32 protein-coding genes are annotated in these 25,649 nt (G+C 59.2%); 24 read left to right on the top strand and 8 right to left on the bottom strand.

What is annotated here, in order from left to right:
* Nucleotides 1-55: 55 nt before the first annotated feature.
* The 19 genes from GQF02_RS06990 (at nucleotide 56) to GQF02_RS06900 (ending at nucleotide 15,213) form a co-directional block, all read left to right on the top strand.
* Nucleotides 56-1,129, top strand: coding sequence for a phage protease (locus GQF02_RS06990; RefSeq protein ID WP_160795889.1), 1,074 nt, complete (start codon nucleotides 56-58; stop codon nucleotides 1,127-1,129).
* Nucleotides 1,130-1,132: 3 nt separating this feature from the next.
* A complete protein-coding gene (locus GQF02_RS06985) occupies nucleotides 1,133-1,537 on the top strand; it encodes a hypothetical protein (RefSeq protein ID WP_160795887.1) in 405 nt (134 codons plus the stop codon).
* A gap of 12 nt (nucleotides 1,538-1,549) precedes the next feature.
* A complete protein-coding gene (locus tag GQF02_RS06980) occupies nucleotides 1,550-2,458 on the top strand; it encodes a Mu-like prophage major head subunit gpT family protein (protein ID WP_160795885.1) in 909 nt (302 codons plus the stop codon).
* A gap of 16 nt (nucleotides 2,459-2,474) precedes the next feature.
* Nucleotides 2,475-2,720: a hypothetical protein gene (locus GQF02_RS06975; protein ID WP_160795883.1), complete on the top strand. Its 246-nt coding sequence runs from the start codon at nucleotides 2,475-2,477 to the stop codon at nucleotides 2,718-2,720.
* A gap of 1 nt (nucleotide 2,721) precedes the next feature.
* On the top strand, nucleotides 2,722-3,141 hold the full coding sequence (locus GQF02_RS06970; protein ID WP_160795881.1) for a gp436 family protein: 420 nt from the start codon (nucleotides 2,722-2,724) through the stop codon (nucleotides 3,139-3,141).
* A complete protein-coding gene (locus tag GQF02_RS06965) occupies nucleotides 3,141-3,806 on the top strand; it encodes a DUF1834 family protein (protein ID WP_160795879.1) in 666 nt (221 codons plus the stop codon). The genes GQF02_RS06970 and GQF02_RS06965 overlap by 1 nt, the downstream gene beginning before the upstream one ends.
* Complete coding sequence (locus tag GQF02_RS06960; protein ID WP_160795877.1) at nucleotides 3,803-3,985, top strand: DUF2635 domain-containing protein; 183 nt, start codon at nucleotides 3,803-3,805, stop codon at nucleotides 3,983-3,985. Before GQF02_RS06965 ends, GQF02_RS06960 begins: the two co-directional genes overlap by 4 nt.
* Nucleotides 3,985-5,403, top strand: coding sequence for a phage tail sheath subtilisin-like domain-containing protein (locus GQF02_RS06955; protein WP_160795875.1), 1,419 nt, complete (start codon nucleotides 3,985-3,987; stop codon nucleotides 5,401-5,403). Before GQF02_RS06960 ends, GQF02_RS06955 begins: the two co-directional genes overlap by 1 nt.
* Before the next feature lie 15 nt (nucleotides 5,404-5,418).
* Nucleotides 5,419-5,793 (top strand): phage tail protein, encoded by a 375-nt coding sequence (locus tag GQF02_RS06950; protein ID WP_160795873.1) that lies wholly within the window; start codon nucleotides 5,419-5,421, stop codon nucleotides 5,791-5,793.
* A 3-nt stretch (nucleotides 5,794-5,796) separates the two neighbouring features.
* Nucleotides 5,797-6,177, top strand: coding sequence for a hypothetical protein (locus GQF02_RS06945; protein WP_160795871.1), 381 nt, complete (start codon nucleotides 5,797-5,799; stop codon nucleotides 6,175-6,177).
* Nucleotides 6,178-6,301: 124 nt separating this feature from the next.
* Nucleotides 6,302-8,317, top strand: coding sequence for a phage tail tape measure protein (locus GQF02_RS06940; protein WP_160795869.1), 2,016 nt, complete (start codon nucleotides 6,302-6,304; stop codon nucleotides 8,315-8,317).
* Nucleotides 8,317-9,591, top strand: a complete 1,275-nt coding sequence (locus GQF02_RS06935; protein ID WP_160795867.1) for a DNA circularization protein — start codon at nucleotides 8,317-8,319, stop codon at nucleotides 9,589-9,591. The genes GQF02_RS06940 and GQF02_RS06935 overlap by 1 nt, the downstream gene beginning before the upstream one ends.
* Nucleotides 9,575-10,681 (top strand): phage baseplate assembly protein, encoded by a 1,107-nt coding sequence (locus tag GQF02_RS06930; protein ID WP_160795865.1) that lies wholly within the window; start codon nucleotides 9,575-9,577, stop codon nucleotides 10,679-10,681. Before GQF02_RS06935 ends, GQF02_RS06930 begins: the two co-directional genes overlap by 17 nt.
* Nucleotides 10,671-11,294 carry a phage baseplate assembly protein V gene (locus GQF02_RS06925; RefSeq protein ID WP_160795863.1) on the top strand — a complete coding sequence of 208 codons (624 nt, stop codon included), beginning with the start codon at nucleotides 10,671-10,673 and terminating at the stop codon, nucleotides 11,292-11,294. The genes GQF02_RS06930 and GQF02_RS06925 overlap by 11 nt, the downstream gene beginning before the upstream one ends.
* 85 nt (nucleotides 11,295-11,379) lie before the next feature.
* Nucleotides 11,380-11,730, top strand: coding sequence for a phage GP46 family protein (locus GQF02_RS06920; RefSeq protein WP_160795861.1), 351 nt, complete (start codon nucleotides 11,380-11,382; stop codon nucleotides 11,728-11,730).
* Entirely contained in the window at nucleotides 11,730-12,794 is a 1,065-nt protein-coding gene (locus GQF02_RS06915; RefSeq protein ID WP_160795859.1) for a baseplate J/gp47 family protein, read from the top strand. The genes GQF02_RS06920 and GQF02_RS06915 overlap by 1 nt, the downstream gene beginning before the upstream one ends.
* Nucleotides 12,791-13,360, top strand: a complete 570-nt coding sequence (locus tag GQF02_RS06910) for a YmfQ family protein (protein ID WP_160795857.1) — start codon at nucleotides 12,791-12,793, stop codon at nucleotides 13,358-13,360. Before GQF02_RS06915 ends, GQF02_RS06910 begins: the two co-directional genes overlap by 4 nt.
* A complete protein-coding gene (locus GQF02_RS06905) occupies nucleotides 13,361-14,425 on the top strand; it encodes a hypothetical protein (protein WP_160795855.1) in 1,065 nt (354 codons plus the stop codon).
* A 5-nt stretch (nucleotides 14,426-14,430) separates the two neighbouring features.
* Nucleotides 14,431-15,213 (top strand): DUF4376 domain-containing protein, encoded by a 783-nt coding sequence (locus tag GQF02_RS06900; protein WP_160795853.1) that lies wholly within the window; start codon nucleotides 14,431-14,433, stop codon nucleotides 15,211-15,213.
* Between the two features lie 377 nt (nucleotides 15,214-15,590).
* On the opposite strand, the gene GQF02_RS06895 is transcribed toward GQF02_RS06900, so the two are convergent.
* Both GQF02_RS06895 and GQF02_RS06890 read right to left on the bottom strand, forming a co-directional pair.
* Entirely contained in the window at nucleotides 15,591-15,857 is a 267-nt protein-coding gene (locus tag GQF02_RS06895) for a S24 family peptidase (RefSeq protein ID WP_328698600.1), read from the bottom strand.
* A gap of 42 nt (nucleotides 15,858-15,899) precedes the next feature.
* Nucleotides 15,900-16,220: a transposase gene (locus tag GQF02_RS06890; RefSeq protein ID WP_160795849.1), complete on the bottom strand. Its 321-nt coding sequence runs from the start codon at nucleotides 16,218-16,220 to the stop codon at nucleotides 15,900-15,902.
* A 618-nt stretch (nucleotides 16,221-16,838) separates the two neighbouring features.
* Between GQF02_RS06890 and GQF02_RS06885 the strand changes: the two genes are divergently transcribed.
* Nucleotides 16,839-17,267, top strand: coding sequence for a Mor transcription activator family protein (locus GQF02_RS06885; protein ID WP_160795847.1), 429 nt, complete (start codon nucleotides 16,839-16,841; stop codon nucleotides 17,265-17,267).
* Nucleotides 17,268-17,381: 114 nt separating this feature from the next.
* Here the strand turns inward: GQF02_RS06885 and GQF02_RS15815 are convergent, their stop codons facing one another.
* The 6 genes from GQF02_RS15815 to GQF02_RS06860 form a co-directional block, all read right to left on the bottom strand.
* Entirely contained in the window at nucleotides 17,382-17,573 is a 192-nt protein-coding gene (locus GQF02_RS15815) for a hypothetical protein (protein WP_220789371.1), read from the bottom strand.
* 25 nt (nucleotides 17,574-17,598) lie between these two features.
* Nucleotides 17,599-17,919: a hypothetical protein gene (locus GQF02_RS06880; RefSeq protein ID WP_160795845.1), complete on the bottom strand. Its 321-nt coding sequence runs from the start codon at nucleotides 17,917-17,919 to the stop codon at nucleotides 17,599-17,601.
* Entirely contained in the window at nucleotides 17,916-18,095 is a 180-nt protein-coding gene (locus tag GQF02_RS06875) for a hypothetical protein (RefSeq protein ID WP_160795843.1), read from the bottom strand. Before GQF02_RS06875 ends, GQF02_RS06880 begins: the two co-directional genes overlap by 4 nt.
* A gap of 320 nt (nucleotides 18,096-18,415) precedes the next feature.
* Complete coding sequence (locus tag GQF02_RS06870; protein ID WP_160795841.1) at nucleotides 18,416-18,634, bottom strand: helix-turn-helix transcriptional regulator; 219 nt, start codon at nucleotides 18,632-18,634, stop codon at nucleotides 18,416-18,418.
* 2 nt (nucleotides 18,635-18,636) lie between these two features.
* A complete protein-coding gene (locus GQF02_RS06865; RefSeq protein WP_160795839.1) occupies nucleotides 18,637-19,320 on the bottom strand; it encodes a phage protease in 684 nt (227 codons plus the stop codon).
* Between the two features lie 9 nt (nucleotides 19,321-19,329).
* Nucleotides 19,330-19,956 carry a hypothetical protein gene (locus GQF02_RS06860; protein WP_160795837.1) on the bottom strand — a complete coding sequence of 209 codons (627 nt, stop codon included), beginning with the start codon at nucleotides 19,954-19,956 and terminating at the stop codon, nucleotides 19,330-19,332.
* 607 nt (nucleotides 19,957-20,563) lie between these two features.
* Here GQF02_RS06860 and GQF02_RS06855 point away from each other — a divergent pair.
* From GQF02_RS06855 to GQF02_RS06840, 4 genes are all read left to right on the top strand, one after another.
* Nucleotides 20,564-20,875: a DUF485 domain-containing protein gene (locus GQF02_RS06855; RefSeq protein WP_124734426.1), complete on the top strand. Its 312-nt coding sequence runs from the start codon at nucleotides 20,564-20,566 to the stop codon at nucleotides 20,873-20,875.
* The gene (locus GQF02_RS06850; protein WP_160795835.1) at nucleotides 20,875-22,560 is read left to right on the top strand and encodes a cation acetate symporter; all 1,686 of its coding nucleotides are present in this window, start codon (nucleotides 20,875-20,877) and stop codon (nucleotides 22,558-22,560) included. Before GQF02_RS06855 ends, GQF02_RS06850 begins: the two co-directional genes overlap by 1 nt.
* A gap of 79 nt (nucleotides 22,561-22,639) precedes the next feature.
* Nucleotides 22,640-24,604 carry an acetate--CoA ligase gene (acs, locus tag GQF02_RS06845; protein WP_160795833.1) on the top strand — a complete coding sequence of 655 codons (1,965 nt, stop codon included), beginning with the start codon at nucleotides 22,640-22,642 and terminating at the stop codon, nucleotides 24,602-24,604.
* 142 nt (nucleotides 24,605-24,746) lie between these two features.
* Nucleotides 24,747-25,631 (top strand): DUF808 domain-containing protein, encoded by an 885-nt coding sequence (locus GQF02_RS06840; protein ID WP_124734429.1) that lies wholly within the window; start codon nucleotides 24,747-24,749, stop codon nucleotides 25,629-25,631.
* Nucleotides 25,632-25,649: the final 18 nt, after the last annotated feature.

The following is a 25,649-nucleotide window of genomic DNA, read 5'->3' as shown; positions in this document are numbered from 1 at the left end:
GTACTGAAACACCTCACCTCTACCCCACCCATCCATGCCCCGCACACTGCGGGGCATGGCACATCTAGCACCCCTCATCGCCGCTCTGACGGTTGAAATCACCCAAGGCCAGCCAGCCATCAAGCTGCTGCCATCCGGGGCATTCCGCGCCCGTGATGGCCGTCCGGCCGAATGCGCCGCCTGGCAATTGGATGAAACGCTGGCCGCTGCCCTGATCCGTGAAGCCTGCAGCCGCGACGTGCCCTATGTCATCGACTATGAGCACCAGACCCTGCGCAGCGAGCAGAACGGTCAGCCGGCACCCGCCTCGGCATGGTTCCGCACCCTTGAGTGGCGCGAGGACGGCCTCTACGCCACCGATGTGGAGTGGACGGCCAAAGCGGCCGCCATGATCGCGGACAAGGAATACCGCTACCTCTCCCCCGTTTTTACCTACGACAAGCACGGCCGTGTCACCGGCCTGCTGCATGTCGCTCTGACCAACAACCCGGCACTGGACGAACTACCTGAACTGCAGGTGGCTGCCTTGTCGCGTCTGGTTTCAACCACCCCGCCCGTCACCCAGGAGGATTCCACGATGGACGAACTGATCGAGCAGCTGCGTTGGCTGCTCAACCTGCCCGTAGGCGCGAGCGCCGACGACATCAAGGCCCAGCTGCAAAAGCTGATCGACCAGCTCTCCAGCGGCAATGGCACGGCTGCTGCCAGCGTTGACCTGGTCAACCTGATCGGCACCCAGCAGCAGCGTATCGCCGCGCTGTCGGCCAGTCAGGCTGACCCGGCACGCTTTGTCTCGGTCGACACCATGCGCGCCCTGCAAGACCAGGTTGCTACCCTCACCGCCAAGCTGCAAGGCGGAGAGATGGAGCAACTGGTGACCGCTGCGTTGTCCGATGGCCGCCTGCTGGCTGTCCAGGAAGACTGGGCACGCGAGCTGGGTAAATCCAACCTGAACGCGCTGCAGGGCTATCTGGCCACCGCACCGAAGATTGCCGCCTTGTCCGGCACCCAGACCCAGGGCAACCCGCCCGCCGGCGACCCGCTGGCCCACCTTGATTCCGGCACCCTGGCCGTCTGCGTGCAAATGGGCCACGACCCCGCCGCCATTGCGGCACTGATGAAGGAGTAAGCCATGACGGCCACGACCCAAGACCGTAATACCCCGTTCAAGGACGGCGAGCTGATCGTCGCGCCGGTCGCTGCCAGCGTGAAGATTCTGGCCGGCACGCTGGTAGCTGCCAATGCTGCGGGCTTTGCCACGCCGGGTGCCACTTCGACCACGCTGGCCTATCTGGGCATGGCGGATGCCAACATCGACAACAGCGCCGGCGCAGATGGTGCGCTGACCGTACCGATCCGCCGTGGCAAGGCCTTGAAATGGGCCAACGATGGCGGCGATCCGGTCACCCAAGCCAGCCTCGGGCGCCCCTGCTTTATCGTCGACAACCAGACCGTGGCTAAAACCAACGGCACCAACACCCGTTCGCAGGCCGGCATTGTTGTCGCGCTCGATGCTGACGGCGTGTGGGTCATTTAAGGAGACCGCCCCATGATCATCAACGGCAACAACCTGAAGGCCATCTTCGTCAACCTGAAGCTGAGCTTCAACAACACCTTCGATGCCACGCCAAGCAACTGGCAGAGCATTGCCATGCTGGTGCCGTCGAGCGGAAAGCTGAACGACTATAAGTGGCTATCCACCTTCCCGCGCATGCAAAAGTGGATCGGCGAGAAGGCGGTCAAGGCACTGGCGGCCTCCAGCTACAGCATCACTAACGATGACTGGGAAGCCACCGTCGAGGTCGACCGCAACGACATCGAAGATGACAACTTGGGCATCTATGCCCCGCAAGCGCAGATGGCGGGCTTCTCGGCCAAGCAGCTGCCGGATGAAATCGTGTTCGAGCTGGTCAACAAGGCCTTCACCAGCCTGTGCTACGACGGCCAGTATTTCTGTGACATAGACCATCCGGTGGCGGGTCAGTCGGTTTCCAACAAGGGCACCAAAAAGCTGTCTGCTATCTCGCTGGCCGCTGCTCAGGCCAGCTATGGCGCAGCCCGTGTGGCGATGAAGAAATTCAAGGACGACGAGGGCCGCCCGCTCAACATCAACCCCAACGTACTGCTGGTGCCGCCGGCACTGGAAGACACCGCCCGCGCCCTGCTGACGGTGGACAAGCTGGAAGACGGCAAGGCCAACCCGTACAAGGGCACGGCCGAGCTGGTGGTTGATGCGCGCCTGAGCTCGGACGATGCCTGGTTCTTGCTGGATACCACCAAGCCGGTCAAGCCATTCATCTACCAGGAGCGCAAGAAGCCGGTGTTTGTGCAGCAGACCGACCCGCAAGCCGACGATGTGTTCAACCGTCGCAAGTTCAAGTTCGGTGCTGAAGCGCGCGCCGCCGGTGGCTACGGCTTCTGGCAACTGGCCTACGGCTCTGACGGTTCCGTGGCGTAAACGAGGGGGGTGAAACATGGCTGAACGTAAAACCAAGGCGCCCGTCGCGATGCCGGACGAGGCCAAAGCAGAGACCCCGCAAGGGGACGAGCCCAACGCCATCGAGGTGACGGCAAAGTGCGAGCGCTTCCGCCGCGCCGGCCGCGATTTCACCCGCGACGTCTCCACCATCCGCCTCGCGGAGCTGACCGAGGACGAGTTCAATCTGCTGTACCACGAGCCGATGCTGGCGGTGCAACTGACCTTCCTAGAGGAGGCCTAACGTGTACGCCACCCGTGACGACATGGTGAAACGCTTTGGCGACAAGGAAGTCGTCGCGCTGACCGACCGCGACTACAGCGGGCTGATCAACGATGCCATTCTCGACGAAGCGCTGGCAACGGCCGGGGTAGAGATCGACGGTTATATCGGCGGCCGCTACCCGCTGCCGATGGCCCAGCCCCCGAAGATCCTGACCGGCTACGCCTGTGACATTGCCCGCTATCGCCTGTGCGGCAGCGGTACCCAGTTGACCGAGGACATCCGCGACCGCTATCGCGACGCGGTGAAATTTCTGGAGCTGGCGGCTTCGGGGCGGGTGACGCTGGGCGGCATGCCAGGCGGCGGCCCGGCTCCGACCAATAACACGGTCCAGTTCGCAGTTGGCTCCCGGGTGTTCGCGCGTGATGGCGGGGCCTTCTGATGATCCTGACTCGGACCGAAGACGCCATCATCGCCCGGCTGCGTCTGGGGCTTGGGCGCATGGTAAATGAGGTCGGCAGCTACGGCGGCGAGCTGGATGACGGACTGGATGAAGCCATCCGCCGTTTTCCGGCGGCTTGGGTCACCTTTGGCGGCATCACCAAGACCGAGCCTACCAGTACCAGCCAGCAGAAGTTCAAGGCCAGCGGGCAGTTCGTAGTAATGGTGGGCGAGCGCAATGTACGCGGCGAAGTGGCTGGCCGGCGTGGCGGTCCATCTCAAGGAGAAGTCGGCACCTACCCGCTGATCTACGCCGTAAGAAGGCTGCTCAGTGCACAGGATCTGGGGCTGCCCATTGCCCCGCTGCTGCCGGGCAAAGTGCGCACCCTGTTCAATACCCGGCTGGAGCGGCAGGCGTTTTCGGTATTCGCCTGCGAGTTCCAGACCGCCTGGATCGAAGAGGCACTGCCACGCGATCACTGGCCTACCCCACCTGCTGCCGGCACACCAGAGGCGGAGAGTAGCCCTGATGCCGTGTTTACCCGTTACCAGGGCAAGCTTGGCCAGCCTGACCCGGACTGGCTGCGCACCGGTCTCAACTACCACCTGACACCGGACGACGGAAAAGCCGACGCACGGGACCTCATTACCAGGAGTAATCCATGAAAGTTAAAGCCGCCCCCGGCATCCAGGTGCCGATGGAAAACAAGCCGCATGAATACATCACCGATGCCGAAGCCATCGAGGTGCCGGACAGCACCTACTACCTGCGCATCATGGCGGACGGCGACCTGATTGACGCCAGCGCGAATGCCAAAACCAACGCAAAGAAAGGCGGTGAATGATGGCTAGCCCGAACATCAGCTTTGACAACATCCCGTCCAGCATCCGCAAGCCGGGCAAGTATTTCGAGTTCAACACCCGTCTGGCGGTGCGCACCCTGCCTGGCAACCTGCAAAAAGTGCTGGTGCTGGGTCAGAAACTAGCAGCTGGCAGCCAGGCGGCAATGGCACCGGTTGACGTGTTCAGCGATGACCAGGCGGCCACCTTGTTTGGCAAGGGCTCGCAGTTGCACTTAATGGTACGCGCCGCGATCAAGGCCAATCCCTACCTGCAGCTGACAGCGATTGCCATTGCCGATCCGGTCGGCAATGCGGCCACCGGCACCACCACGCTGGCAGGAACCGCCAGCGGTAGCGGCGTATTGACGCTGTGGGTCGGCGCAAACCGCGTCGATGTTGCTGTCAATAGCGGCGACACTGCCGCCAGTGTTGCAACCGCTCTTGCCGCAGCCGTTACGGCCCGTGCCGACATTCCGGTCACCAGCGTGGCGGCTGCGGGCGTCATCACCCATACCTGCGCCCACAAGGGCACACTGGGCAACGATATCAAGCTGGTAGCCAGCAGCACCGCGCCGGGCATGACGGCAACCGTGGTGACTATGTCCAGCGGTACGCTAGACCCGGATTACACCACCACGCTGGCTGCTGTAGCCGGTGCCGGTCACCACATTATCGTGGCGCCACTGTCCAGCCAGACCCAGTTGACCGTGTTGCGCACGCACCTGGACTTCGTATCCGGCCCGATGGAGCAGCGCGGTGCCATCGGGGTGTTCGGCTGGTCCGGCTCGCTCGCCACCGGCACCACGCTGACCGGGCAGATTAACAGCGGCCGCATCACGGGAGCCTGGCACCGTGGCAGTCTGCGCCTGCCGTGCGAGATTGCTGCCGCCTACGCTGCCGTACTGGCCAGCGAGGAAGATCCGGCCCGCCCGCTCAATACGCTGGAACTGGTCGGCATGGACGTCACCGGCATCGATCAGCGCCCGACCCGTACCGAGCAAGAAAATGCGCTCTACAACGGCCTGACCCCGCTAGAGATTGGCCCGGGCGACCGGGTGCAGATCGTGCGAGCGATCAGCACCTACACCAAGGACCCGCAAAACGTCGCCGACGTCTCGCTGCTGGATATCACCACCATCCGCACTCTGGACTATGTGCGCAAGGCATGCCGCGAACGCATCAGCTTACGCTTCCCACGCGAAAAACTGTCCGAACGCACCCCGGACAAGGTGCGCTCCGAGCTCTATGACGTGCTGCTCAAGCTGGAAGAGCTGGAAATCATCGAGGCCGTCGAGGACAACAAGAACGGCCTGCTAGTCGAGCGTGACCTACAGGATGTGAACCGTCTCAACGCCAAGATCCCGACCGACGTGGTCAACGGCCTGCATGTGTTTGCCGGTCGCATTGACCTGTTGCTGTAAGACAAGGAGAACCAAATGGCACTTCAGGAATACGCCGGCGCCATCGTGCTGGAAGTGGATGGCAAGGAGGTCGAGGTACTCGACCTTGGCGTCAACACCAAGACCGGGCGCAAGCTGGTTAAGACCATGAACAAGACCGGTCGCGCCAAGGGCTTTGCCAAGGGCATCTCCGAATATGACCTGTCGGTCACCGTCGCCATCCCGTTGACGGGTGATCTGGACTGGGAAGCTATCGAAGGCGCCAAGCTGACCGTCTACCCGGCAAGCAGCGGCGGTCAGCGTGAGAGCTATCTTGACTGCTTCACCACCGAGGTGAGCGAAAAGTACAGCGTGGACAACGAAGGACGGCGCGACCTCAAGCTGCAGGCACTGCGCAAGGTGAAGGAATAAGACATGACCGAAAAAGATACCCTGATCTTTGGCGTTGAGTACCCGGAAGGCTCCGGCCAGCTGCACTACGACTTCGAAATGCGCTTGCCGACCGTGGGTGACAATATCGCCGCCATCGAGGAGATGGGGGTCGGCTCCAATCTCAAGCTGAACACGGCCATGCTGGCGCGCGGCCTGGTCAGGCTAGGGACGATTCCACGCGAAGCGATCACCTACACCCTGCTGGAACAGCACCTGATCGACGACGACTACGACGTGCTGTCCGAGGCCCGCGAGCGGCTTAAAAAAAAGCGGATGCAATCGAGGCCCACCTCGCCGGGTTCCGGCTCGCCGTCGTCGCCCTTGGCAAGCACGGCATCCCCGAATCCCGCATCCACGAATTGAGCGCAGCCCAGTTCGAAGGCTATCTCGCTGCCGTCAATCGCCTCTATGGCGGCAAGAGCGCTCCGGCGCCTGGCAGCGAGACCCGCCACATTAAATCGCAGCGCAAGACAAAGCCCCGTTAATCATGTCGACCAATCTTGACCTTGCCCTGACCCTAAAAGCCCGCGATGAGGCCTCACGTCCTATCGCCCGTGCCATGCAGGATCTGGAGCGACAGACCCAACGCGCCGAGAAGGCAGTGGTGGGCCTGTCGCGTGAAAGCCAGCGCATGGCTAGCGCCCGCGAGCAACTAGGTGTGCGTTCCGAACGTGCGATCCAGCGCGAACTGCGCCAGACCGAAGCGGCCTACAAGCGTCTGGCCGCCAGCGGCACCTTGTCGGTCAAGGAGCAATCGCGCGCCTACGATGCCATGCGCGACAAGGTGGCAGGCCTGCGCCGCGAGATGGCCGGCGTCAGCCAGCTGCAGCGCGGCATGGCGGCGGGTGCGAAAGGAATGGCAGCACTTGCGACGGGGGCGGCTGCCGGGGCGTATGTTTTAAATCGCCCGCTTCAGAAAGTCGAAGACTACGATCTGCGCCTGCGCTATATGGCCAACATCGCCTATGCCGAACAAGGTGTTAGCGGCCGTCAGGTTGGTATGCGTGAAATTAGGGAGGCAATCCGAAAGTCTGGGGGTAATCGCGATGCTGCGGCAGAAACCCTGGACAATATGATTGCATCAGGCAGCCTAGGTGAGGGGGCAGCAGGTCGCAAAGCGGCATTCGACATGCTGCCTGTCGTGATGAAATATGCCACCGCTGGTAATGCCAATCCAAACGAGCTGGTCGATATCGGCTTGAAGGCCAAGAAGACCTTAGGCATCACTGATCCTGCACGATCACTAGAAATGGTCTTACTTGGCGGGCAGCTGGGCGGCTTCGAGATGAAGGATATGGCCAAACATCTGCCACAACAGATGGCCTTCGCATCAATGGCCGGCATGAGTGGTGAAAAGACCCTCGCAAAACTGATTGCACTGAACCAGAGCGCAGTCGTTACCGCAGGCTCCAAGGATCAGGCTGGCAACAACGTCATCAACTTCTTGGGCAAGCTCAATGCAGAAGAAACTGCGAAGGACTTCGAAAAGGTCGGTGTTAAATGGCGGCAACGCCTAATCAAAGGTGCATCCCAAGGTAAGGATGCTGTTGATGTATTCGGCGAAACTATCGATGAGCTTCTGAAAAAACGCGGTGATTATCAGAAGCTACAAAGCAGGCTGTCCGGCGAAACGGGCGAACAGAAAAAAGAAACGCTCAAGCAAATGAGCGGCATCTTGCAAGGGGCAGTGGTTGGTCAGATTTCATCTGATCAGCAGGAGCTGATGGGAGTGATCGCCTACTTGAATAACCGTCGCCAACAAGGGGATCAGGAAAGCCGCATTCTTGCGGTCAAGCCCGGACAGGCATCGGATACCAACTTGGCACTGGTCAAAGACAGCGCTGCCTGGAAGACCCAGCAAGCCGACAACACTTTGGCAGAGAAGCAGTTTGATGCCCTATCCGGATTATCGGCCACAGTCGGGGACGTCAAGCTCAAGCTGGTTGAATATGCGGACAAATACCCTGCGCTGTCGACGTCCATTGTAGGGGCCACTGTGGCGGTGACCGCCTTGGCCGCAGCGGCCGGCGCAGCTGCCCTGCCCATGCTGCTGATGAACGGCGGCAAGGTGGGGGCGCTCACCAAAATAGCCAAACCGGTTACCAATATTGCCGCCAGAGCCGCTCCCGCCGTCGCCAGCACCGTAGCCGGCATGGGGACAGGCACCATCGCGCCGGTTCTCTTTGCCGGCACCCTGGCGACCATCGCGGCCTCTATTACCGATGAAGACCGCAAAAATGCCACACCGCGCCAGATGCGCAGTCGATTTGGCAAAGATTTGGTTACGCGCAACGCCCCAAGCGCGGCCGCCCCGGTGCCGCAAGGCGACCTGAGCCAGCCGGTCAACCGCGCGGCCAGCAAGCTGGATGCGGCGACCGCCAAGATACAGCAGGCGTCTAGTAAACCACTAGAAGTGCAGGTCAAAGGCGAGTTTCGGCTGCGCGCTAGTGATTTTGTGGCGGTGGTCAATCAAAGTAATCGCGATGAAGCAAGGAGGCACTGATGGCTTGGGAGGACACTCTGCATGAAGCCTCGTTTCGGGGGGCGACATTCGACTGCCTGCGAACTGAAGACGATATCGATATCGCGACCGTCAGCCATGAATACCCCTATATGAATGGTGCGGATATAGAGGACATGGGACGCCATGCAAAGCGGATTTCGATGACAGCCGTATTCTTCGGCGAGGGCTACGAAAACCGGATGAATGCATGCACTTCCGCGTTCAAAGTGCCTGGCAGCGGAGAATTGATACACCCCGTCTTTGGCAGCACCAAGGACGTGCAGCTGATCTCCATACGCGCAATCCACGATGCCGATACGCCAGACTACTGCTTGATGGAGCTGGTTTTTATGGTGGCCACGCCAAGTGCGCCGCTCTTTGTGCAGCAGCACCCTATGCAGAAGGCAGCCGCTGTCGGCCAGCTGGCAGCGGCCAGCCGTAACGTCGGCATCGAAGCCTTTGCCAAGGCCATGGATACCATAAAAGGCATCAAGGGTGGCATGGCCCGACTGAATGCACTACGCAATATGTTGACCGGAACATTGGGTGCGATTCGCGGATTTGTGCAGGGTGTTATCAGTGGCGTTCTGGACGCCATCGATTTTCCGCGCGCTTTCGCGGCAGACTTGGTCGGGATGGTCAGTGGCATGGTGGACCTACGTGGCTTTGATGTCGGCGTGATCATGTCGGACTGGAAAAGTCTGACAGGACAGCTAAACAACGTCGTCAAGCTGCCTGCCAAGGTGTCATCCGGCGTGGAGTCAGCACCAGTCACGCCTGGTAATAGCGCAGGAAGTGCGGACAATGGAAAGCCTATACAGGCCATACCGGATGATGTGCTCTTGGTGACAGCGCTGGTGCAGCTAGCTGCATCGACAGTGCTGGCAGAAGCTGCAGGACTGATCCTAGCGGAAGAGTCCACGCAACCGACATTGTCCCCCCAAGAGATTGAACAGATCGCCAGTAATGTACGCGATGCACTGCAAGAAACCATCGACATCCACCGGGTGCTGCTCTCGGTTGAAGATGCACGACCTGTGATAGAAGCACTAAAAGACACCGCATTTGCTGTTCAGGAAGCTGCCGTTGCCGTCATCGAACAGAGGCCGCCCCTGGTAACGCGCACAGTATCCGCGCCGGGAAACCTGCACCTGCTGGCCTTTCGCTGGTATGGCGACTACACCCGCGCCCAAGAGCTAGCCCGGCTCAATCCACAACTGACCAACCCGAACGCCCTGCAGGCGGGAGACACGCTGTATGCCTACGCCCGATAACACCGTCAGCCTGCTGATTGGCGGCAAGGTCCACAGCCAATGGAGCAGCTATGAGATCGACTCGGACCTGCTGATACCAGCCGATGCCTGGCGCGTGGAACTTGGGCTGCCACAAGGCCAGTTTCCGCCACAAGTCACTGAGGGTGCAGCTGTCCAGGTGCGGATTGGCAACGATCCGGTCATGACCGGCTATATCGATGACATCGAAGACAGTATCGACAAGAATAGCCACACTCTGAACATCAGCGGACGCGATGGTGCGGGCGTCTTGGTCGACTGTTCCTCGCCTGTCTTTACCGCCAAGCAGTCCACGCTGGCGGAGATCGTCGCCAACGTGGTCAAGCCTCTGGGCATCAGCAAGATCCGTATTGATGCAGCCAAAACGACCACCCGCGACAAGGTCAACGTCGAGCCAGGCGATACCGCCTGGGACACACTGGTGCACGCAGCCGAAGCTAATGGACTGTGGCCGTGGTTCGAGCCGGACGGCACGCTGGTGATCGGCGGCCCGGACTACAGCAAGCCGCCCGTCGCCAGCCTGGTGATGCGGCGGGATGGCAAGGGCAATAACCTGATCAGCCTGCAACGCAGCCGCAATATGGCCGAGCGCTACTCGGATATCACCGTACTGGGGCAGGCTCACGGCACCAGCATCGAGGGCGGCAAAAACGCGCTCAAAAGCACGGTGCGCGACCCCGGCGTCACCCTCTACCGCCCACGCATCGTGGTCGACCACGATGCCGAGAACACCGACACCGCCCGCGCCCGGGCGCGCAAACTGTTGTCAGACGCCCGCCTGAAGGGCTTTACCCTGGTGGCCAAGGTTAAAGGCCACCGCACCAGTGCCGGCCTGCTGTGGCAGCCGGGCCAGCGCATCCACGTGGTGAGCGAGCCGCACGGGATTGATGCAGTGTTCTTCCTGATGGCGCGCAAGTTCCAGGGTGGCCGCAGCCAAGGCACGACCACCACGCTGACGCTCAAGGAAGATGGCGTCTGGGTGCTGGATGCCCATCCGCACCAGCGTGCCAAAAATCGTGCAAAAGGCCGCACCAAGAAAGGTGAGGAACTGGAGATTGTCGATGTGGGCTGACGTAGACAAGCGTATCCGCCGGGCGGTTTCTGGCATTCGCCAAGCATTCAGGGGAACACTGACCCGAACATCCAATGGCGCGGGCAGCCAGCTGGCGCAAGTTGATGCCCTGTCGGATGAACGGCTGCAGGATGCCGAGCTCTTCCAGCAGTTCGGTTTCACCAGCAACCCTCCACCCGGTACTGCAGTGATCGTCTTGCCCATGGGCGGTCGTACCAGTCATGGCATCATCATCGCCACCGAAAACGGCCAATTCCGGATCAAGGGGCTGGCACCGGGTGAGACCGCCATTTTTAACGCTTTTGGCGATCATTTTGTCTTCAAGGACGGGCAGATCGACGGCACGACCCAGACCTTCAATCTGACCGCGACCAAGAGCATGAAATTCGACAGCCCGACCACCGAATTCACCGGACAAGTGACCGTGCAGCAGCAGTTGTCCGGCAATGGCGGTCTGGAAGTACAAGGCGGAAGCGGCGTAAGTTTTGTGGGGAGTGTCAGTCAGACTGGTGGCAGCTACTCAACCGATGGTGATGTCATCGCCAGCGGCACCAGCGTGCATGGCCACAAGCACAATGGCGACTCAGGCGGACAAACCAGTACACCGCTATAAATCCGTACCCTTGGCAAAGCCGGGTACGCGGGTACTGAAGCACATCGGTTAAACGCATACCCCCTCATGCCCCGACAATCGGGGCATGGATGCTTTACTCGACCCCGCGACCGGCGACTACGCCGGCACCCGCACCGATACCCTAGCCAACGCAGTCTACTTGCGGCTGATGACGCCGCTGGGTAGCTGGTGGGCCGACCCGACCTTGGGCTCGCGCCTGCACGAACTGCAGCGCGAGAAGGATGTCAGCCGCGTGGCCGTATTGGCACGCCAGTACACGGAGCAAGCGCTGGAAACGCTGGTCACAGATGGTCGCGCCGATAGCGTCACCGTCACCACCTCGCGCCAACAGCCTGGCTGGCTGGAACTCCATATCGAAGTGGAAGATGCCAGCGGTCGCACCCAGCGCTTCCAGCATCCGGTGAGGGTTGCCTGATGCCATTCACCGTCCCCGCCTTCTCGACCATCCGCGACGCCCTGCTGCGCGACCTAAAAAACCAGCTTCCCGATGCCGACACTGGCCCGGACAGCGACTATTTCATCCGAGCCACCTCGGTGGCCAGCGCCGTCGAGGGGCTGTACCAGCATCAAGCGTGGATCGTGCGCCAGATATTCCCCGACACTGCCGACCGCGACTACCTGCTGCTGCACGCCCGCTTGCGCGGCTTGCAGCCCAAGCCGGCGGTAGCGGCCAGTGGCCTGCTGCAGTTAAACGGTGTACCTGGTAGTGCGGTACCGGCCGGGCTGGTGGTAAAGGCCGGCAGCCAAGGCTACACCACCAGCGCCAGCTCGGTGCTGGACGCGGCGGGGCTGGCCACGGTCGCCATTGAGGCCAACGTAGCCGGCACGGCGGCCAACCTGCCGGCCGGTAACCAGGCCACGCTGATGGCGGCACCAGCTGGCGTCAGCAGCCAGGTGCTGCTGGCCAGTATGAGCGGTGGCGTGGAGGCAGAAAGCGACGCCGAGCTACTGGCGCGTTTGCTGGAGCTGATCCGCCGCCCGCCGGCTGGTGGCAACCGTTACGACTACCGCCGCTGGGCGCTGGAGGTGCCGGGCGTATCGGCCGCCTACGTGTACCCGCTGCGCCGTGGCCTGGGCACGGTGGACGTGGTAGTGACCTCCGCCGGTGGCTTGCCGTCGCCGGTAACCGTAGCGGCGATACAGGCTTATATCGATGACGTGCGGCCGGTGACGGCCAAGAACGCCCTGGTGCTGGCCCCCACCGAAAAGCCGGCCAACGTCAGCGTGCTGGTACAGCTGGCCGGCACCACGTTGGCGGTGGCTACCCCGCTGATTAAGGTGGCCATTACCGGCTACTTCGCCAGCCTGGCACCGGGCGAGCCGGCCATCAAAAGCCGCATCGAAGCCTTGGTGTCGGCGGTGCCTGGTGTGGTGGACCGCAGCGTGTCGCTGCCTGCGGCCAACGTGGTGCCGGTGGTGGACGCCAGCAAGGTGGAATGGGTGCGCCTCGGCAGCATCACCCTGGGCTTGATGCCATGAGCCACGCCAACCTGCTGGCCCTGCTGCTGCCGCCGGTGAGCTACACGCCCAGCGCGCCGACACTGGCCGGCGAGCTGGGGGCCGAAGGCCTGGCGCTGGACACCGCCCAGCGCAGCGCCAACAGGGTAACGGCGGCGGTGACCCCGTATTTTGCCGAGCAGCTGCTACCGGACTGGGAGCGGGTTTGCGGCATTACGCCACCGGCCGGCGCCGGCTACCAACAGCGCCTGCAGACTGTACTGACCAAGCTGGCCGAAACCGGCGGACTATCTATCCCGTACTTCAAAAAGTTAGCAGCCGGTATGGGCTATCAAATCACGATTGATGAGCCGCAACCGTTTAGGGCTGGCGTTGGCTGTGCCGGTGATCGTATCCAGGTGGCAGACATCGTATGGGTTTGGCAGGTCACAGTGCAGGGGGCTGGTGGCCGCGTCTATCGACTGCGTGTCGGTCAGTCGGTGGCCGGTGAGCGGCTTAGCCAGTTTGGTGATGCGGTCATCGAAACCGTACTGAATGAATTGAAGCCGGCTCATACCTTCGTTTACTTCGTTTATAAGGGAGCATAGATGCAACGACCAGATACCCCTGATGGGCTGTTCCGAGATGGCAACCCTAGCATTGGTGAGTTGGGCACTACTCTGTCCGCCGCATGGTTGAATGCCGTTCAGGCCGAACTGATTTCAGTGTTGGCTGACCGTGGTATTACGGTTGATCCAGCGAAATCTAACCAGCTGCTCGACGCAATAAAGAAAATTGCCTGGGGTGGAACTGGCGCTGCCAGGCCAACAACACTGGCTGGCTACGGTATCACGGACGCTACAGCCGTTAACCACTCGCACCCTGGGTCGATTGGTGTCGGGACTGATGCGCCGAGTTCGTACACTCATGGTGGTTCCAATGTTGTGTGCGAAGTAAAAAATGCGATGGCGAATATCAATTCGCAGGCGCACTCCATTCTGACCAGTGGTGCTGACTTGCCAAATTCGGCAGTGGGCACACTGACTTGGGTTAACCCCCGAGGGTTGCTTGCTTTCATCGCGGCAAGGACCGGGTCATCGTACGATGGTGCCAACGCGGCGACACGACATGTAGAAATTGAGCTTCGGGCTCTACGCGCTGGTATATCTGTCAGCCGGTATCGCATCGCTGAGTCTGGCAACCAAGTATGGAACACACCGACACCGACGACAGACGATGGCACGCCTTTTCAGTTTTACGGTGCTGTTCGCGCTGACTCCCCTGCGGCCGGTGCTAACAACAACCTGCTGGCAACCACGGCGTGGGTACGGGCATTGCTCGGCAACAAGGCGTCGTTTTCAGCAAATGACTGGATGCAGATCGGTCCGCTGATCATCCAGTGGGTTGAGGTGACGCCGTCTGCCGGCGCGCAGGTCGGAGATCTGAATGGCACGGCCTTCAATGGCAATAACTACCTCATCACGCTGCCAACGGCTTTCCCGAATGGTGTGCTGCGCATCATCCCTGGCATCGAAATGCAGGACGACACGTCGGATGTCGCCGCATCGGTTGCTGCCCGCCGCGTTAGTAACGGTCAGATCCGGCTAATGGCGGGTGAGTGGGCGGCAAAACAGCAAAACATCAAACTGACAGCAGTGGTAATCGGATGGTGATGATTATGGATAACTATTTCAGTCCTTCAACCGGCCTGTTCTACAGCGCAAAACTGTTTGGTGCGCGCCGCATCATGGTGCCCGACCCAGCGTGGCAGTGCCCGCTCATTGAGAAAACCACGCAACGACCGCTGGTCGAAGGCGAAGACCCCGCAACCATCGCAGCTTATTACGGTGATGCATTGGTGGGCTGGGAAGCGTTGGATGATGTGCTGGTCATCACGCATAAGGAGCCAGGTGACTCTGTCACGCCGCCGCTTGTCGAAATCGACAATCCGGAGTGCCGATTGCCGGCGGATGCAGTGCCTGTGCCAGAGCAACGCTACCGGGAGTTGCAAGCTGCCCAATCGCAGGGGCTGCAGATAGGTCAGGACGAGCATGGCAACCCGGTCGCGATGACTCAGCCAGAGCCAAGTCTGGCGGCAATCAAGGCTAGCTTGTCGGCCGCGATTACAGCTGAGCGTGATCGACGCGAGGCAATAGGTTTCCCGTACCACGGGCGGGTATTGGACTCTAATCCGCTGAGCGTACAACGCATCACGGCGGCGGCGCTGGGCGCTCAAGCGGCAGTGGCGACAGGCCAGGTTTTTACGGTGGACTGGACGTGCGCAGACAATAGCGTTTTGACACTAGATGCACCGGCCGTTATCGGTATGCCCCTTGCCTTGGCCCAGCATGCTGCAGCGCTTCACGCACATGCTCGTACCCTGAAGGCGGCAGTTGACGCCGCAACGTACAAGACCGCACTGGCTGCGATTGATATCCAGTCTGGCTGGCCTGAGTTGTAATACATAGAGACAGCAACCGGCCAGGTGCTAGGAACACCCGGCTGGTTAGCTGACCCGCAGACTTACCCTGCAAGTCACCCCGAGGCTGCCAATTACTGCGCGAATTTCAGGGCTGCACGTTTTTCGCGCTTGTGCCAAATCGTTGTCGAAGCCATACCAAAACGCGCGTCACGTTACAAGCAGATGTGGTGAGGTGGGAGTATTGGCAGAGGGAAATCAGCGAGCAGAAGCGAGTTAATCTGAGCTGAAACGAGCAGCGGCGCGGGTTTGCGCCGAGTCTTTGCAATTACTGCCAATACGCGAAATTTTCACCGCAAAAACGTGTCACGGACATGCTTTCACCTGTTATTTGTCAGCTTATGGCAGCAACTGCGAAATCAGGTCTGACGACCAAACCAGACCACCTTACCGATGACCGCAACACCCTCTTCCGCGTTAGAAAGGTCAACATCGAAGGATGCATAGGCCGGATTAGCGCTAGAAACCCTGAGCTTCCAGCCTGGAAGCCTTTGCAGCTGCTTCACCATGAGCATGTCATCCAAGCGTATCACATAGATGCCCTCATGGTTCGCATCGCGGCGCGAAGTATCGAGCATGATTACATCGCGATCCTTCAGCACAGGATCCATCGAATCCCCATCCACTTTCAGGTAGCACGGCCGCTTCAGGTTGTAGCAAGCCACCTTTCAAGCTTTCTCTGCGCTGCGGATGGTTTGGCGCGGCACCGGCACAATGCTGGCGTCTATGATCTGGCCGTCCCGGGCGATATAGCCTTGCTGGTTCAGTTGCTGGTTTATCGCACTAAATATGGCCTCGCTGGCTTGGGCGGCAATAAGCCGCTCTTTGAACACCAAAATGGTGGAGATATCCGGGATCTGGCGGCTGTCGCGCAAGCCGACAAAGCTCGGAAAGCTCGGAAAGCTACAAATGATAGTCACGGAAGTTCGCTGCACGAACACAAAGGTGCGAACAAAGGTGCGAACCAGTAATGACGCGTTCGCAGCCATCACAAGTCATTGATTTTCCATGTAAGTTTTGCAAACAGCCAAAGCAAATCCTACTTCATAATCAGAACTAGGTGCGAACCAAATCCATGGCGAGCATTGGTTTCCACCGTGAAGCTGCGAACTTGATATGCGTATCAGAACGTGCCGTGCAAAAAGCATGTAAGCAGGGAAAGTTCACCATGGCCGTCGCAAGGGGAAATTTGGTGTAGGTGAAGACATTTATCACCCTCGAAATCATGGACAAAGTTTCCACCGAGCATGACCAAGGTGGAAACAAGGGTGGAAACCCGTAAGCGAGGTTTCCACCACAAACAAGCCATTGATTAAATAGCGTTTTCAGGAAAAATAGGACGAGATGAACAATCCAGACACAAAGATAGGTGGAAACCTACGTGAGGTAGCCAGTCAAGAAAATAACGATCAAGGTGGAAACCAGCTTACAGACAGCCTGTGGCTGAAGGTTAGTAAAAAGCCACGTCTTTCGGGCGCGGAGTTCCGCTAATCGAGGTGTTTTGAGCACCTTTCTTAAATCCATAGGATAGGAACATGCGTGTCAATAAATAGGTACTGACAAATAGCACGTTCCTGCTTTTCTGGGTCAATACGCACCATAACGTTATGGACCGTACTTACCCGCACACCAGCACAAGCGCGGCAATCGTGGAGGATGACTTTGACCGCCACGATATGCCTGCATCCGCAATAGAGCTCGCCTTGCATTTAGGAAGATTCAATGCAGCAAGCATTATCAATGCTCTTGGAGGGTGTTCAATAAAAGTCCCTGTTATAAATAGTGAAATTTACAGCGGATACCTTAAAGACGCGATTGATGATGCGGCGCTAGAAAGAATGATGAAAGCTTATGGCGGAAGTATTCTTTATATTCCAACGTGTAAAAAAACTACACGATGGAAAAGAGATACATGCATTCGGATCAAGTTCGATGAATTGACAAAAAAGATAAGTGGAAATAATGCCGTTTTCATACTGAGCATCGAGTTTAAAATTAGTGATAGAGAAATTTGGAGAATTATCAAAAAACTCTAACCACAAAAATTCCTCAGTATACGGTAATGCCGTTCACTTAAGAGAAAAGCACCGTCTCCAAGCATGGGCACGGTGCTTTTTTTGTGGATACACAAGCTCTCAAGGCCGGCAGATTCATGGAGTAAGTGCAACAGAACGACCAGCATCATCCCGGCCCGCCCCTTCCTCGCCCTGGCAGAGGCCAACGTGCAAGACATCGAAGAGACCGTTAGCGACTACTTGCGGCTTTGGGTGAATGATGTGCAAATCGACAAAAACGCGCCGTAGCGCGTTTTTATGCTTTGGATAGGCGATGATGTACCCCATGTGGTGTCCTCTCGCCTATGGTGCGTTAACTCAAGTTGGAGTTGCATGCCTGCTTGTCTCGGGCAGAATGCACGGCATCCAGCGTGACAGATGCGAGGCTAGAAATAATCCCGGACACCTCTTGCACCAAGAGTCCGGCTTGTTTCAATGACTCGCCGTCATCAAGCAATACGTCGCTTACCGTCATTAGCCTGCCAAGCCCTTGAATACCTTCCGCAAGACGCATGGAAGCGTGCGCGGCCTGCTCTGCAATTAGCATGCGATCAGCGATGTCTGACGGTTCTAACGTGCCAAATTGCATGCAAATAAGCTCTGAAATGCTGCGCTCTTTGTTGTGTTCAATCATGCTGCCACCTCCGACACGGTAAAGCCGTGGGCGGCAGGGGCGATGCTGACGCGGCGGCCTTGTGCCACCAGCAGAGCGGCGAGCGCGCGCGCTTCGGACAAGTTGGGCAGAGTGGAAACAGGGCGAGCGGTGAGCGGGAACAGCGCACGAACGGCGCGACGGATGGAATTAGGCATGGTGGCTCTCTTTGCTAGTAGAGACCTGCCGTCCGCTGCTAAACGGGGGTGGCAGGCACGTGGCAGGGTTAGCAGACCGGCGCAAAGGAGACCGGCAGGCCCTAAGGCCTCCCCACCACGGCCCGCCATAGAAATGAGCGCACCAATGGTGTTGGTGACGGACATAAAAAATGCCGCTGGTGGGCGGCTGTCCGCCTTTGCATTCGGGCTGCTAAACCCGGTCGCGGGATTGACCGCGACCGGCAAACGATACTAGCCCCATTGGGGCGCGTCAAGCGGTTTTGCGCCAGTTTTGGCACACGCCGGACGGGAATGCGCGTTCACAGCTGCTCGCCCTTGCGCTGCTCCAGCCAGTCGCGCACGTCTTCTGCACGCCATGCGGAGATGTTGGGACCAAGCCGTACCGGTGCCGGGAACTGGCCACGCTTGACCATGCGCCATAGCGTGGTTCTACCTACCGGAAGAATACTGGCGAGGATCTGCTTTCCCCGGATATAGCCGGTGTGCTGAATCGTGGCGGGTGTAACGTGAGAAAGCATAATTATTTCCCTTGCATGCGAATTGCGTAGTCCTCGCCAAATACTGCTTGCAACTTGGCGTGGTCGTGGTCGCTGATTCCGTCTGGCGGTAGGGCGGCGGCGCACGCTGCGGCCTCATGCGCTGCGGCGCGCTGTGCATAGTCAGCCCCGAAAATGTGCTGCAGCTTGGCGTGGTCATTGGCACTGATGCCTTCTGGTTGCATGGTGGCGAACCCTTTCCGGTTTGCGGCGGCAAGGTCGGTTAGGCCGTCCAGCGCTGGGGTGTTGGTAATGGCTGCGGAATGGATGCTTATCACGCGCCCGCTGGCCTGTCCGTAGCTGAACACGGGCGATATGTAGCGGTATTCGCGTGCGGTCAGCATGGCGGCAGCATTTTCCGTCCAGCGTGCATCCATGACGTACAGGCCATCCCCTTCACGCCATTCAAGTTCCTTAAACCATCCTGCTGCTGGGGCCAGCGTGCCGTTTGTGCTGGCCTTGAGGGTCTGGTGTTCGTAGTCGATAACGACATCCCCCGCCAAAGCGGACACGGTAGCGATGATCTGGCGTGCAGCCTCGCTGTCCATCGTCCAGCAAGGCAATCCTTGCGGCCTTCCATCCACGGCGCGGAACTGGCCGGCAGGAATCAGGCGGAACACGCGGGCAGGGGCGGTGAGCGGTTGCGTAGAGCAAGCGGCGGTGTTCATGGCTGATCCTTACGCGACGTTAACGCCCAATTGGGCAAGCTGGCTGCGAATGTCGGCGCGGCGGGCCTTGTGCGCGTCAAGCTGCTGCTGCCACTGGTCCAATTGGCGGAACATCTCGGCGCGGGTCGGGCCGATCTTGTCTGGGTGGACAGTGTTGTATCCGAATTCCTCCGGGGTGATGTTGTCTAGCACGCGCACCAGCGCGGCCTTTACCGCATCGGCACATAGCGCGTAAAAAACAAGATCATCAAACTGGCTTTTGTCCGGGTGGACAAGCTGGGCTCTGGCTTCCGGGAAGCGTGATCCGCTTACCGCGCCGTCCAGTGCGGCCAAAGTCAGCGGCTTACCGCTCTCCTCGTTACTTCTCGATATGCTGCCCATGCCGTTCGTAGCGAAGCGCATCAGTGCAGGCTTGATGTGATCGTCGGTATATCGCTGCCCGGCGGTGTCAATCAGTTCCACAATGCCGCGCTTCATGTCATCGAACGGCGCGCGCATTTGCGGCAAGGTCGCCATATCGGCTTCCAGCTTGGCGACAGCCTCGCCGGCCTGGCGATACTCGTGGCGTAAGGCTGCCACGGCCTGCTTTACTTGGTCGAATGCCGCTATGGCGTCGATTTGTGGGGTGGTGTTCATGTGGATTTGCTCCGTTCATGTGGCTGGGCGGTGTGCCTCACCTGAAACCGCATTGAACCGCACCGCACAACAAGAAAAGCATTCGATAGGTGTCAGCATGTAGAGCTACTGAACGCAATAAAGCCGCCATTTCTGGCGGCTGGACGAATGTTTTTGCAATGCGAACGAGGCCTGGATGGAATCTACAAGGCGGCCCACACCTTGTAGCGCGCGGCGTTGGCACACTGGAGCGCTATCACGTCTGAAGGAAATCCCTCCTCATTAAGCCCCGAGTTTTCTGCCTGCCAATTACTGCGCGAATTTTAGAACTGCTCATTTTTCGTTCTTGTGCCAAATCGTTGGCGAAGCCATACCAAAACGCGCGTCACGTTACAGCAGAACAAGAAAAACCCAAAAACACCATACTCGAATCAAATATTTTTCGCCCGAGTTAGAGTTTTAAATCAACTGCAAGTCATTGAATAAAAACAACTATTGCAGTGCATCATTCGCCACACTAATTCACTCAATCAAAAAAAGCGATTAGCCGTGCATTCGCCTGTTCACTTAGATTCCTTGCACGCGGCGCCAAAGCGGTTCCGCCCCTACAAAAGGCAAGGAGGACACAATGAACGAGGACGTGCTCAAGAAAGTACAGTCCAACCCGAAGTTCATCGAACTGGTTCACAAGAAAACCAGCTACGGGTGGAAGATGTCGATCATCATGTTGGTGATCTATTACGGCTTTATCCTGACCCTGGCCTTTGACCCGACACTACTCGGCACGCCGATAGCAGCGGGTTCGGTCATCACCATCGGTATTCCGATCGGCGTATTCATCATCGTTTCGGCCTTTTTGCTCACCGGCATCTATGTGCGCAAGGCCAACAGCGAATTCGACACCCTCAACCAGCAAATCGTCGAAGAGGCCCGCAAATAATGAAAGCTCGCCTGACCTCCCTCACTGCCGGCCTGCTGGCCGCCTTGCCTGCGCTGGCATTGGCCGGTGAAGCCATGACCGGCGAAGTCGAGAAGCAACCGCTCAACATCTCGGCCATCGTGATGTTCTTCATCTTCGTGGCCGGCACCCTGTTCATTACTTACTGGGCAGCACGCCAGACCAAGTCCGCTTCCGACTTTTACACCGCTGGTGGCGGCATCACCGGTTTCCAGAACGGCCTGGCCATTGCCGGCGACTATATGTCGGCAGCCTCCTTTCTGGGTATTTCCGCCATGGTGTACGAGAAGGGCTACGACGGCCTGATCTACTCCATGGGCTTTCTGGTGGGCTGGCCCATCATCCTGTTCCTGGTCGCCGAGCGTCTGCGTAACCTGGGCAAATTCACTTTTGCCGACGTCGCCTCCTATCGCCTGAGCCAGACCCCGGTACGCCTGTTTGCCGCCACCGGCACGCTGGTGGTGGTCGCCATCTACCTGATCGCGCAAATGGTCGGTGCCGGCAAGCTGATCCAGCTCTTGTTCGGCATGAGCTACGGCTCGGCGGTGATTCTGGTTGGCATCCTGATGATGCTGTATGTGCTGTTCGGCGGCATGCTGGCCACCACCTGGGTGCAGATCATCAAGGCGATCATGCTGCTCTCCGGCGCTTCGTTCATGGCCTTCATGGTGCTGGGCAAGGCTGACTTCAGCCTCAGCAAGATGTTCCAGCTGGCCGTCGATGCACACGACAAAGGCATCAAGATCATGGAGCCGGGCGGTCTGGTTTCCAACCCGATCGACGCGATCTCGCTGGGTCTGGCGCTGATGTTCGGTACCGCCGGCCTGCCACACATCCTGATGCGCTTCTTCACCGTGTCTGATGCCAAAGAAGCCCGCAAATCGGTGTTCTACGCCACCGGCTTTATCGGCTACTTCTACATCCTGACTTTCATCATCGGCTTTGGCGCGATCTTCCTGGTACTGAACCAGCCAGGCATGATGGAAACCGTGATGAAGAACGGCAAGGAAGTGACCCAGCTGATCGGCGGCAACAATATGGCAGCCATCCACCTGTCCGAAGTGGTCGGTGGCAACCTGTTCCTGGGCTTTATCTCGGCCGTCGCCTTCGCCACCATTCTGGCAGTCGTTGCAGGCCTGACCTTGTCCGGCGCATCCGCGGTGTCGCATGACATCTACGCCTCGGTGATCAAGAAAGGCAAAGCCAACGAAAAAGACGAAATGCGCGTCTCCAAGATGACCACCATTGCACTGGCTGTGATCGCCATGCTCTTGGGCATCCTGTTCGAGAAGCAGAACATCGCCTTCATGGTCGGCCTGGCGTTCTCTATTGCCGCCTCGGCCAACTTCCCGGTGCTGTTCCTGTCCATGTTCTGGAAAGGTCTGACCACCCGTGGTGCCGTGATCGGCGGCGCCATCGGTCTGGTGAGCGCAGTCGTGCTGATTATCCTCGGCCCGGCAGTATGGGTAGATGTAATGAAGCATGAAGCCGCCGTCTTCCCGTACAAGAACCCGGCCATCTTCTCGATGACCCTGGCCTTCTTCTTTACCTGGTTGTTCTCTGTCACCGACAGCTCCAAGCAGGCCGCAGAAGAAAAAGCCCGCTTCGGCGCACAGTTTGTCCGTGCCATGACCGGTATCGGTGCCAGCGGCGCTTCCAAGCACTAAGCCTTAACGCGTTTGACCGGGCCGCACCCTTCCCGAGGGTGCGGCTTGAAATACACCCAAGTTGAAAAGGAATTCATCCATGTCCGCCCTCGAATCTATCCTCAAAGAAACCCGCAGCTTTGATCCATCGGACGACTTCCGCCGCAAGGCCGCCATCTCGGGGATGGAAGCTTACAATGTCCTGTGCGAAGAAGCCGACGATCATTATCTGTCGTTCTGGGGCGACCTGGCCCGTGAAGTCATCAGCTGGAAAAAACCGTTTTCGCGCGTGCTGGACGACAGCAACGCCCCGTTCTTCAAGTGGTTCGACGACGGCATAATGAACGTCTCGCACAACTGCATCGACCGTCACCTGCCGCTGAACGCCAACAAGATCGCCATTATTTTCGAAGCAGACGACGGTGAAGTCACCCGTCTGACTTACGCCGAGCTGTATCAGCGCGTCTGCCAGTTCGCCAACGGCCTCAAGGCTCAAGGCATCAAAAAGGGCGACCGCGTCGTCATCTATATGCCGATGGTGGTTGAAGCCATCGTCGCGATGCAGGCCTGTGCCCGTATCGGTGCCATTCACTCGGTGGTATTCGGCGGCTTCTCCGCCGGCGCAGTGCGCGACCGTATCCAGGATGCAGGCGCCGTCGCCGTGATTACCGCCAACGAAGGCCTGCGCGGCGGCAAGACCGTTCCGCTCAAAGCTACCGTCGACGAAGCACTGACCATGGAAGGCTGCGAGACCGTACGCAATGTCATTGTTTACCAGCGCACCAATAGCGGCGCCAACTGGGTTGAAGGCCGCGATATCTGGTGGCACAAGCTGACCGAAGGCCAGAGCGAGCATTGCGAACCCGAGTGGATGAATGCCGAAGATCCGCTGTTCATCCTCTACACCTCCGGCTCCACCGGCAAACCTAAAGGCATCCAGCACAGCAGCGCCGGCTACCTGCTGGGCGCAGCCAACAGCTTCCGCTGGGTGTTCGATTACAAGCCGAACGATGTGTTCTGGTGCACGGCCGATGTGGGCTGGATCACCGGCCACTCTTATGTCTGCTACGGCCCGCTGGCCAATGGCGCAACCCAGATCATTTTCGAAGGCATCCCGACCTACCCGGATGCAGGCCGCTTCTGGCGCATGATCGAAAAGCACAAGGTCACCACTTTCTATACCGCGCCGACCGCAATCCGCTCGCTGATCAAGCTGGGTGGCGACCTGCCCAAGCAGTACGACCTGTCCAGCCTGCGCCTTCTGGGCACCGTGGGCGAGCCGATCAACCCTGAAGCCTGGATGTGGTACTACGAAGTGGTAGGCGGCGGCCGCTGCCCTATCGTTGACACCTGGTGGCAGACCGAAACCGGCTCGGCCATGATTGCGCCGCTGCCAGGCGCGGTACCGACCAAGCCAGGCTCGTGCACCCTGCCGCTGCCAGGCATTATCGCCGACATCGTCGACGAGTCCGGCGCGCAGGTCGAGCCGGGCCGTGGCGGCTTCCTGGTGATCAAGAAGCCCTTCCCTAGCTTGGTGCGCACCATCTGGAATGACCCGGACCGCTTCAAGAAGACCTACTTCCCGGAAGAATTCAACGGCCAGTACTACCTCGCCGGCGACTCGGCCAACCGTGACGAGAACGGCTACTTCTGGATCATGGGCCGCATCGACGACGTACTGAACGTCTCCGGTCACCGCCTGGGCACGATGGAAATCGAGTCGGCACTGGTTGCCAACCCGCTGGTAGCGGAAGCTGCCGTGGTCGGCAAGCCGCACGACGTCAAGGGCGAAGCCGTGGTCGCTTTCGTAGTGCTCAAGGGCGCCCGTCCGGAAGGCGAAGAAGCCAAGAAACTGGCGGCCGAACTCAAGAGCTGGGTGGCGCATGAAATCGGCAAGATCGCGCAGCCGGACGATATCCGTTTCGGAGAAAACCTGCCGAAGACCCGCTCCGGCAAGATTATGCGCCGCCTGTTGCGCTCCATTGCCAAGGGCGAGGAAATCACCCAGGACGTCTCTACGCTGGAAAACCCGCAGATCCTTGAGCAATTGCAGCAAGGTCTGTAAGCCCCTTCCGTCAGAGGTCTGACTCTACCCGCACCCTTTCGGTGCGGGTATTTTTCTTAACGCACTGCAAAATGACGAATCCATAGCAAAATCCGGCATGGCCGGCTAAAATGGCAATTTATTTCCCCGCGCGGAGTATGCCATGGCCAGCAGTCTGCTTATCCTGCTCGATGACATCGCCAGCATCCTCGACGATGTCGCGCTGATGACCAAGGTCGCCGCCAAAAAAACCGCCGGGGTACTGGGCGACGATCTGGCCCTGAATGCACAACAGGTGTCCGGCGTGGATTCCAGCCGCGAGCTGCCGGTGGTATGGGCAGTCGCTAAAGGCTCTTTCATCAACAAGCTGATTCTGGTGCCGCTGGCGCTGGCCATCAGCGCGCTCGCTCCATGGGCCATCACGCCGCTCTTGATGCTGGGCGGGCTGTTTCTCTGCTTTGAAGGCGTGGAAAAGCTGGCGCACAAGATGCTGCACCCGGCCGAAGAACAAAGTCACGCCGCCGAACTGGCCGCTGCACTGGCGCAGCCCGACACCGACTTGCTGGCACTGGAACAAGACAAGGTCAAGGGTGCAATCCGTACCGACTTTATCCTGTCGGCCGAAATTGTCGTGATCTCGCTGGGCACCGTGGCCGGCGCGAGCTTCAGCCAGCAACTGGCCGTCCTTGCCGCCATTTCAGTGCTGATGACCGTCGGGGTGTACGGGCTGGTAGCCGGCATTGTCAAACTGGATGATGGCGGGCTCTGGCTGCTGCAACGTCCAAGCCCCACCCTGCGCACTCTGGGGCGCGCCATTTTGGCGACCGCTCCCTGGCTGATGAAAACGCTGACCGTGGTCGGCACCGTCGCCATGTTTCTGGTCGGTGGCGGCATTCTGGTACACGGCATCGCCCCCTTGCACCATGCAATCGAACAACAGGGCCAACTGTTTTTCATGCTGCCTACCCTGCTGAATGCACTGGTCGGCATCATCGCCGGTGCAGTGGCACTGGCGAGCTTCAGTCTGATCCAGAAAATTCGCGGCTAAAACAGCCCATTCAAATCC

The organism is Craterilacuibacter sinensis (assembly GCF_009831765.1).
Classification (GTDB): Bacteria; Pseudomonadota; Gammaproteobacteria; order Burkholderiales; family Chromobacteriaceae; genus Craterilacuibacter; species Craterilacuibacter sinensis.
This window is presented reverse-complemented; position numbering and strand designations above follow the sequence as displayed.

Coding starts and splice junctions, on each gene's coding strand:
- GQF02_RS06990 (WP_160795889.1), top strand. CDS start 56: ATGGCACATCTAGCACCCCTCATCGCCGCTCTGACGGTTGAAATCACC.
- GQF02_RS06985 (WP_160795887.1), top strand. CDS start 1,133: ATGACGGCCACGACCCAAGACCGTAATACCCCGTTCAAGGACGGCGAG.
- GQF02_RS06980 (WP_160795885.1), top strand. CDS start 1,550: ATGATCATCAACGGCAACAACCTGAAGGCCATCTTCGTCAACCTGAAG.
- GQF02_RS06975 (WP_160795883.1), top strand. CDS start 2,475: ATGGCTGAACGTAAAACCAAGGCGCCCGTCGCGATGCCGGACGAGGCC.
- GQF02_RS06965 (WP_160795879.1), top strand. CDS start 3,141: ATGATCCTGACTCGGACCGAAGACGCCATCATCGCCCGGCTGCGTCTG.
- GQF02_RS06960 (WP_160795877.1), top strand. CDS start 3,803: ATGAAAGTTAAAGCCGCCCCCGGCATCCAGGTGCCGATGGAAAACAAG.
- GQF02_RS06955 (WP_160795875.1), top strand. CDS start 3,985: ATGGCTAGCCCGAACATCAGCTTTGACAACATCCCGTCCAGCATCCGC.
- GQF02_RS06950 (WP_160795873.1), top strand. CDS start 5,419: ATGGCACTTCAGGAATACGCCGGCGCCATCGTGCTGGAAGTGGATGGC.
- GQF02_RS06945 (WP_160795871.1), top strand. CDS start 5,797: ATGACCGAAAAAGATACCCTGATCTTTGGCGTTGAGTACCCGGAAGGC.
- GQF02_RS06940 (WP_160795869.1), top strand. CDS start 6,302: ATGTCGACCAATCTTGACCTTGCCCTGACCCTAAAAGCCCGCGATGAG.
- GQF02_RS06935 (WP_160795867.1), top strand. CDS start 8,317: ATGGCTTGGGAGGACACTCTGCATGAAGCCTCGTTTCGGGGGGCGACA.
- GQF02_RS06930 (WP_160795865.1), top strand. CDS start 9,575: ATGCCTACGCCCGATAACACCGTCAGCCTGCTGATTGGCGGCAAGGTC.
- GQF02_RS06925 (WP_160795863.1), top strand. CDS start 10,671: ATGTGGGCTGACGTAGACAAGCGTATCCGCCGGGCGGTTTCTGGCATT.
- GQF02_RS06920 (WP_160795861.1), top strand. CDS start 11,380: ATGGATGCTTTACTCGACCCCGCGACCGGCGACTACGCCGGCACCCGC.
- GQF02_RS06915 (WP_160795859.1), top strand. CDS start 11,730: ATGCCATTCACCGTCCCCGCCTTCTCGACCATCCGCGACGCCCTGCTG.
- GQF02_RS06910 (WP_160795857.1), top strand. CDS start 12,791: ATGAGCCACGCCAACCTGCTGGCCCTGCTGCTGCCGCCGGTGAGCTAC.
- GQF02_RS06905 (WP_160795855.1), top strand. CDS start 13,361: ATGCAACGACCAGATACCCCTGATGGGCTGTTCCGAGATGGCAACCCT.
- GQF02_RS06900 (WP_160795853.1), top strand. CDS start 14,431: ATGGATAACTATTTCAGTCCTTCAACCGGCCTGTTCTACAGCGCAAAA.
- GQF02_RS06890 (WP_160795849.1), bottom strand. CDS start 16,220: ATGGCTGCGAACGCGTCATTACTGGTTCGCACCTTTGTTCGCACCTTT.
- GQF02_RS06885 (WP_160795847.1), top strand. CDS start 16,839: ATGGACCGTACTTACCCGCACACCAGCACAAGCGCGGCAATCGTGGAG.
- GQF02_RS15815 (WP_220789371.1), bottom strand. CDS start 17,573: ATGGGGTACATCATCGCCTATCCAAAGCATAAAAACGCGCTACGGCGC.
- GQF02_RS06880 (WP_160795845.1), bottom strand. CDS start 17,919: ATGATTGAACACAACAAAGAGCGCAGCATTTCAGAGCTTATTTGCATG.
- GQF02_RS06875 (WP_160795843.1), bottom strand. CDS start 18,095: ATGCCTAATTCCATCCGTCGCGCCGTTCGTGCGCTGTTCCCGCTCACC.
- GQF02_RS06870 (WP_160795841.1), bottom strand. CDS start 18,634: ATGCTTTCTCACGTTACACCCGCCACGATTCAGCACACCGGCTATATC.
- GQF02_RS06865 (WP_160795839.1), bottom strand. CDS start 19,320: ATGAACACCGCCGCTTGCTCTACGCAACCGCTCACCGCCCCTGCCCGC.
- GQF02_RS06860 (WP_160795837.1), bottom strand. CDS start 19,956: ATGAACACCACCCCACAAATCGACGCCATAGCGGCATTCGACCAAGTA.
- GQF02_RS06855 (WP_124734426.1), top strand. CDS start 20,564: ATGAACGAGGACGTGCTCAAGAAAGTACAGTCCAACCCGAAGTTCATC.
- GQF02_RS06850 (WP_160795835.1), top strand. CDS start 20,875: ATGAAAGCTCGCCTGACCTCCCTCACTGCCGGCCTGCTGGCCGCCTTG.
- acs (WP_160795833.1), top strand. CDS start 22,640: ATGTCCGCCCTCGAATCTATCCTCAAAGAAACCCGCAGCTTTGATCCA.
- GQF02_RS06840 (WP_124734429.1), top strand. CDS start 24,747: ATGGCCAGCAGTCTGCTTATCCTGCTCGATGACATCGCCAGCATCCTC.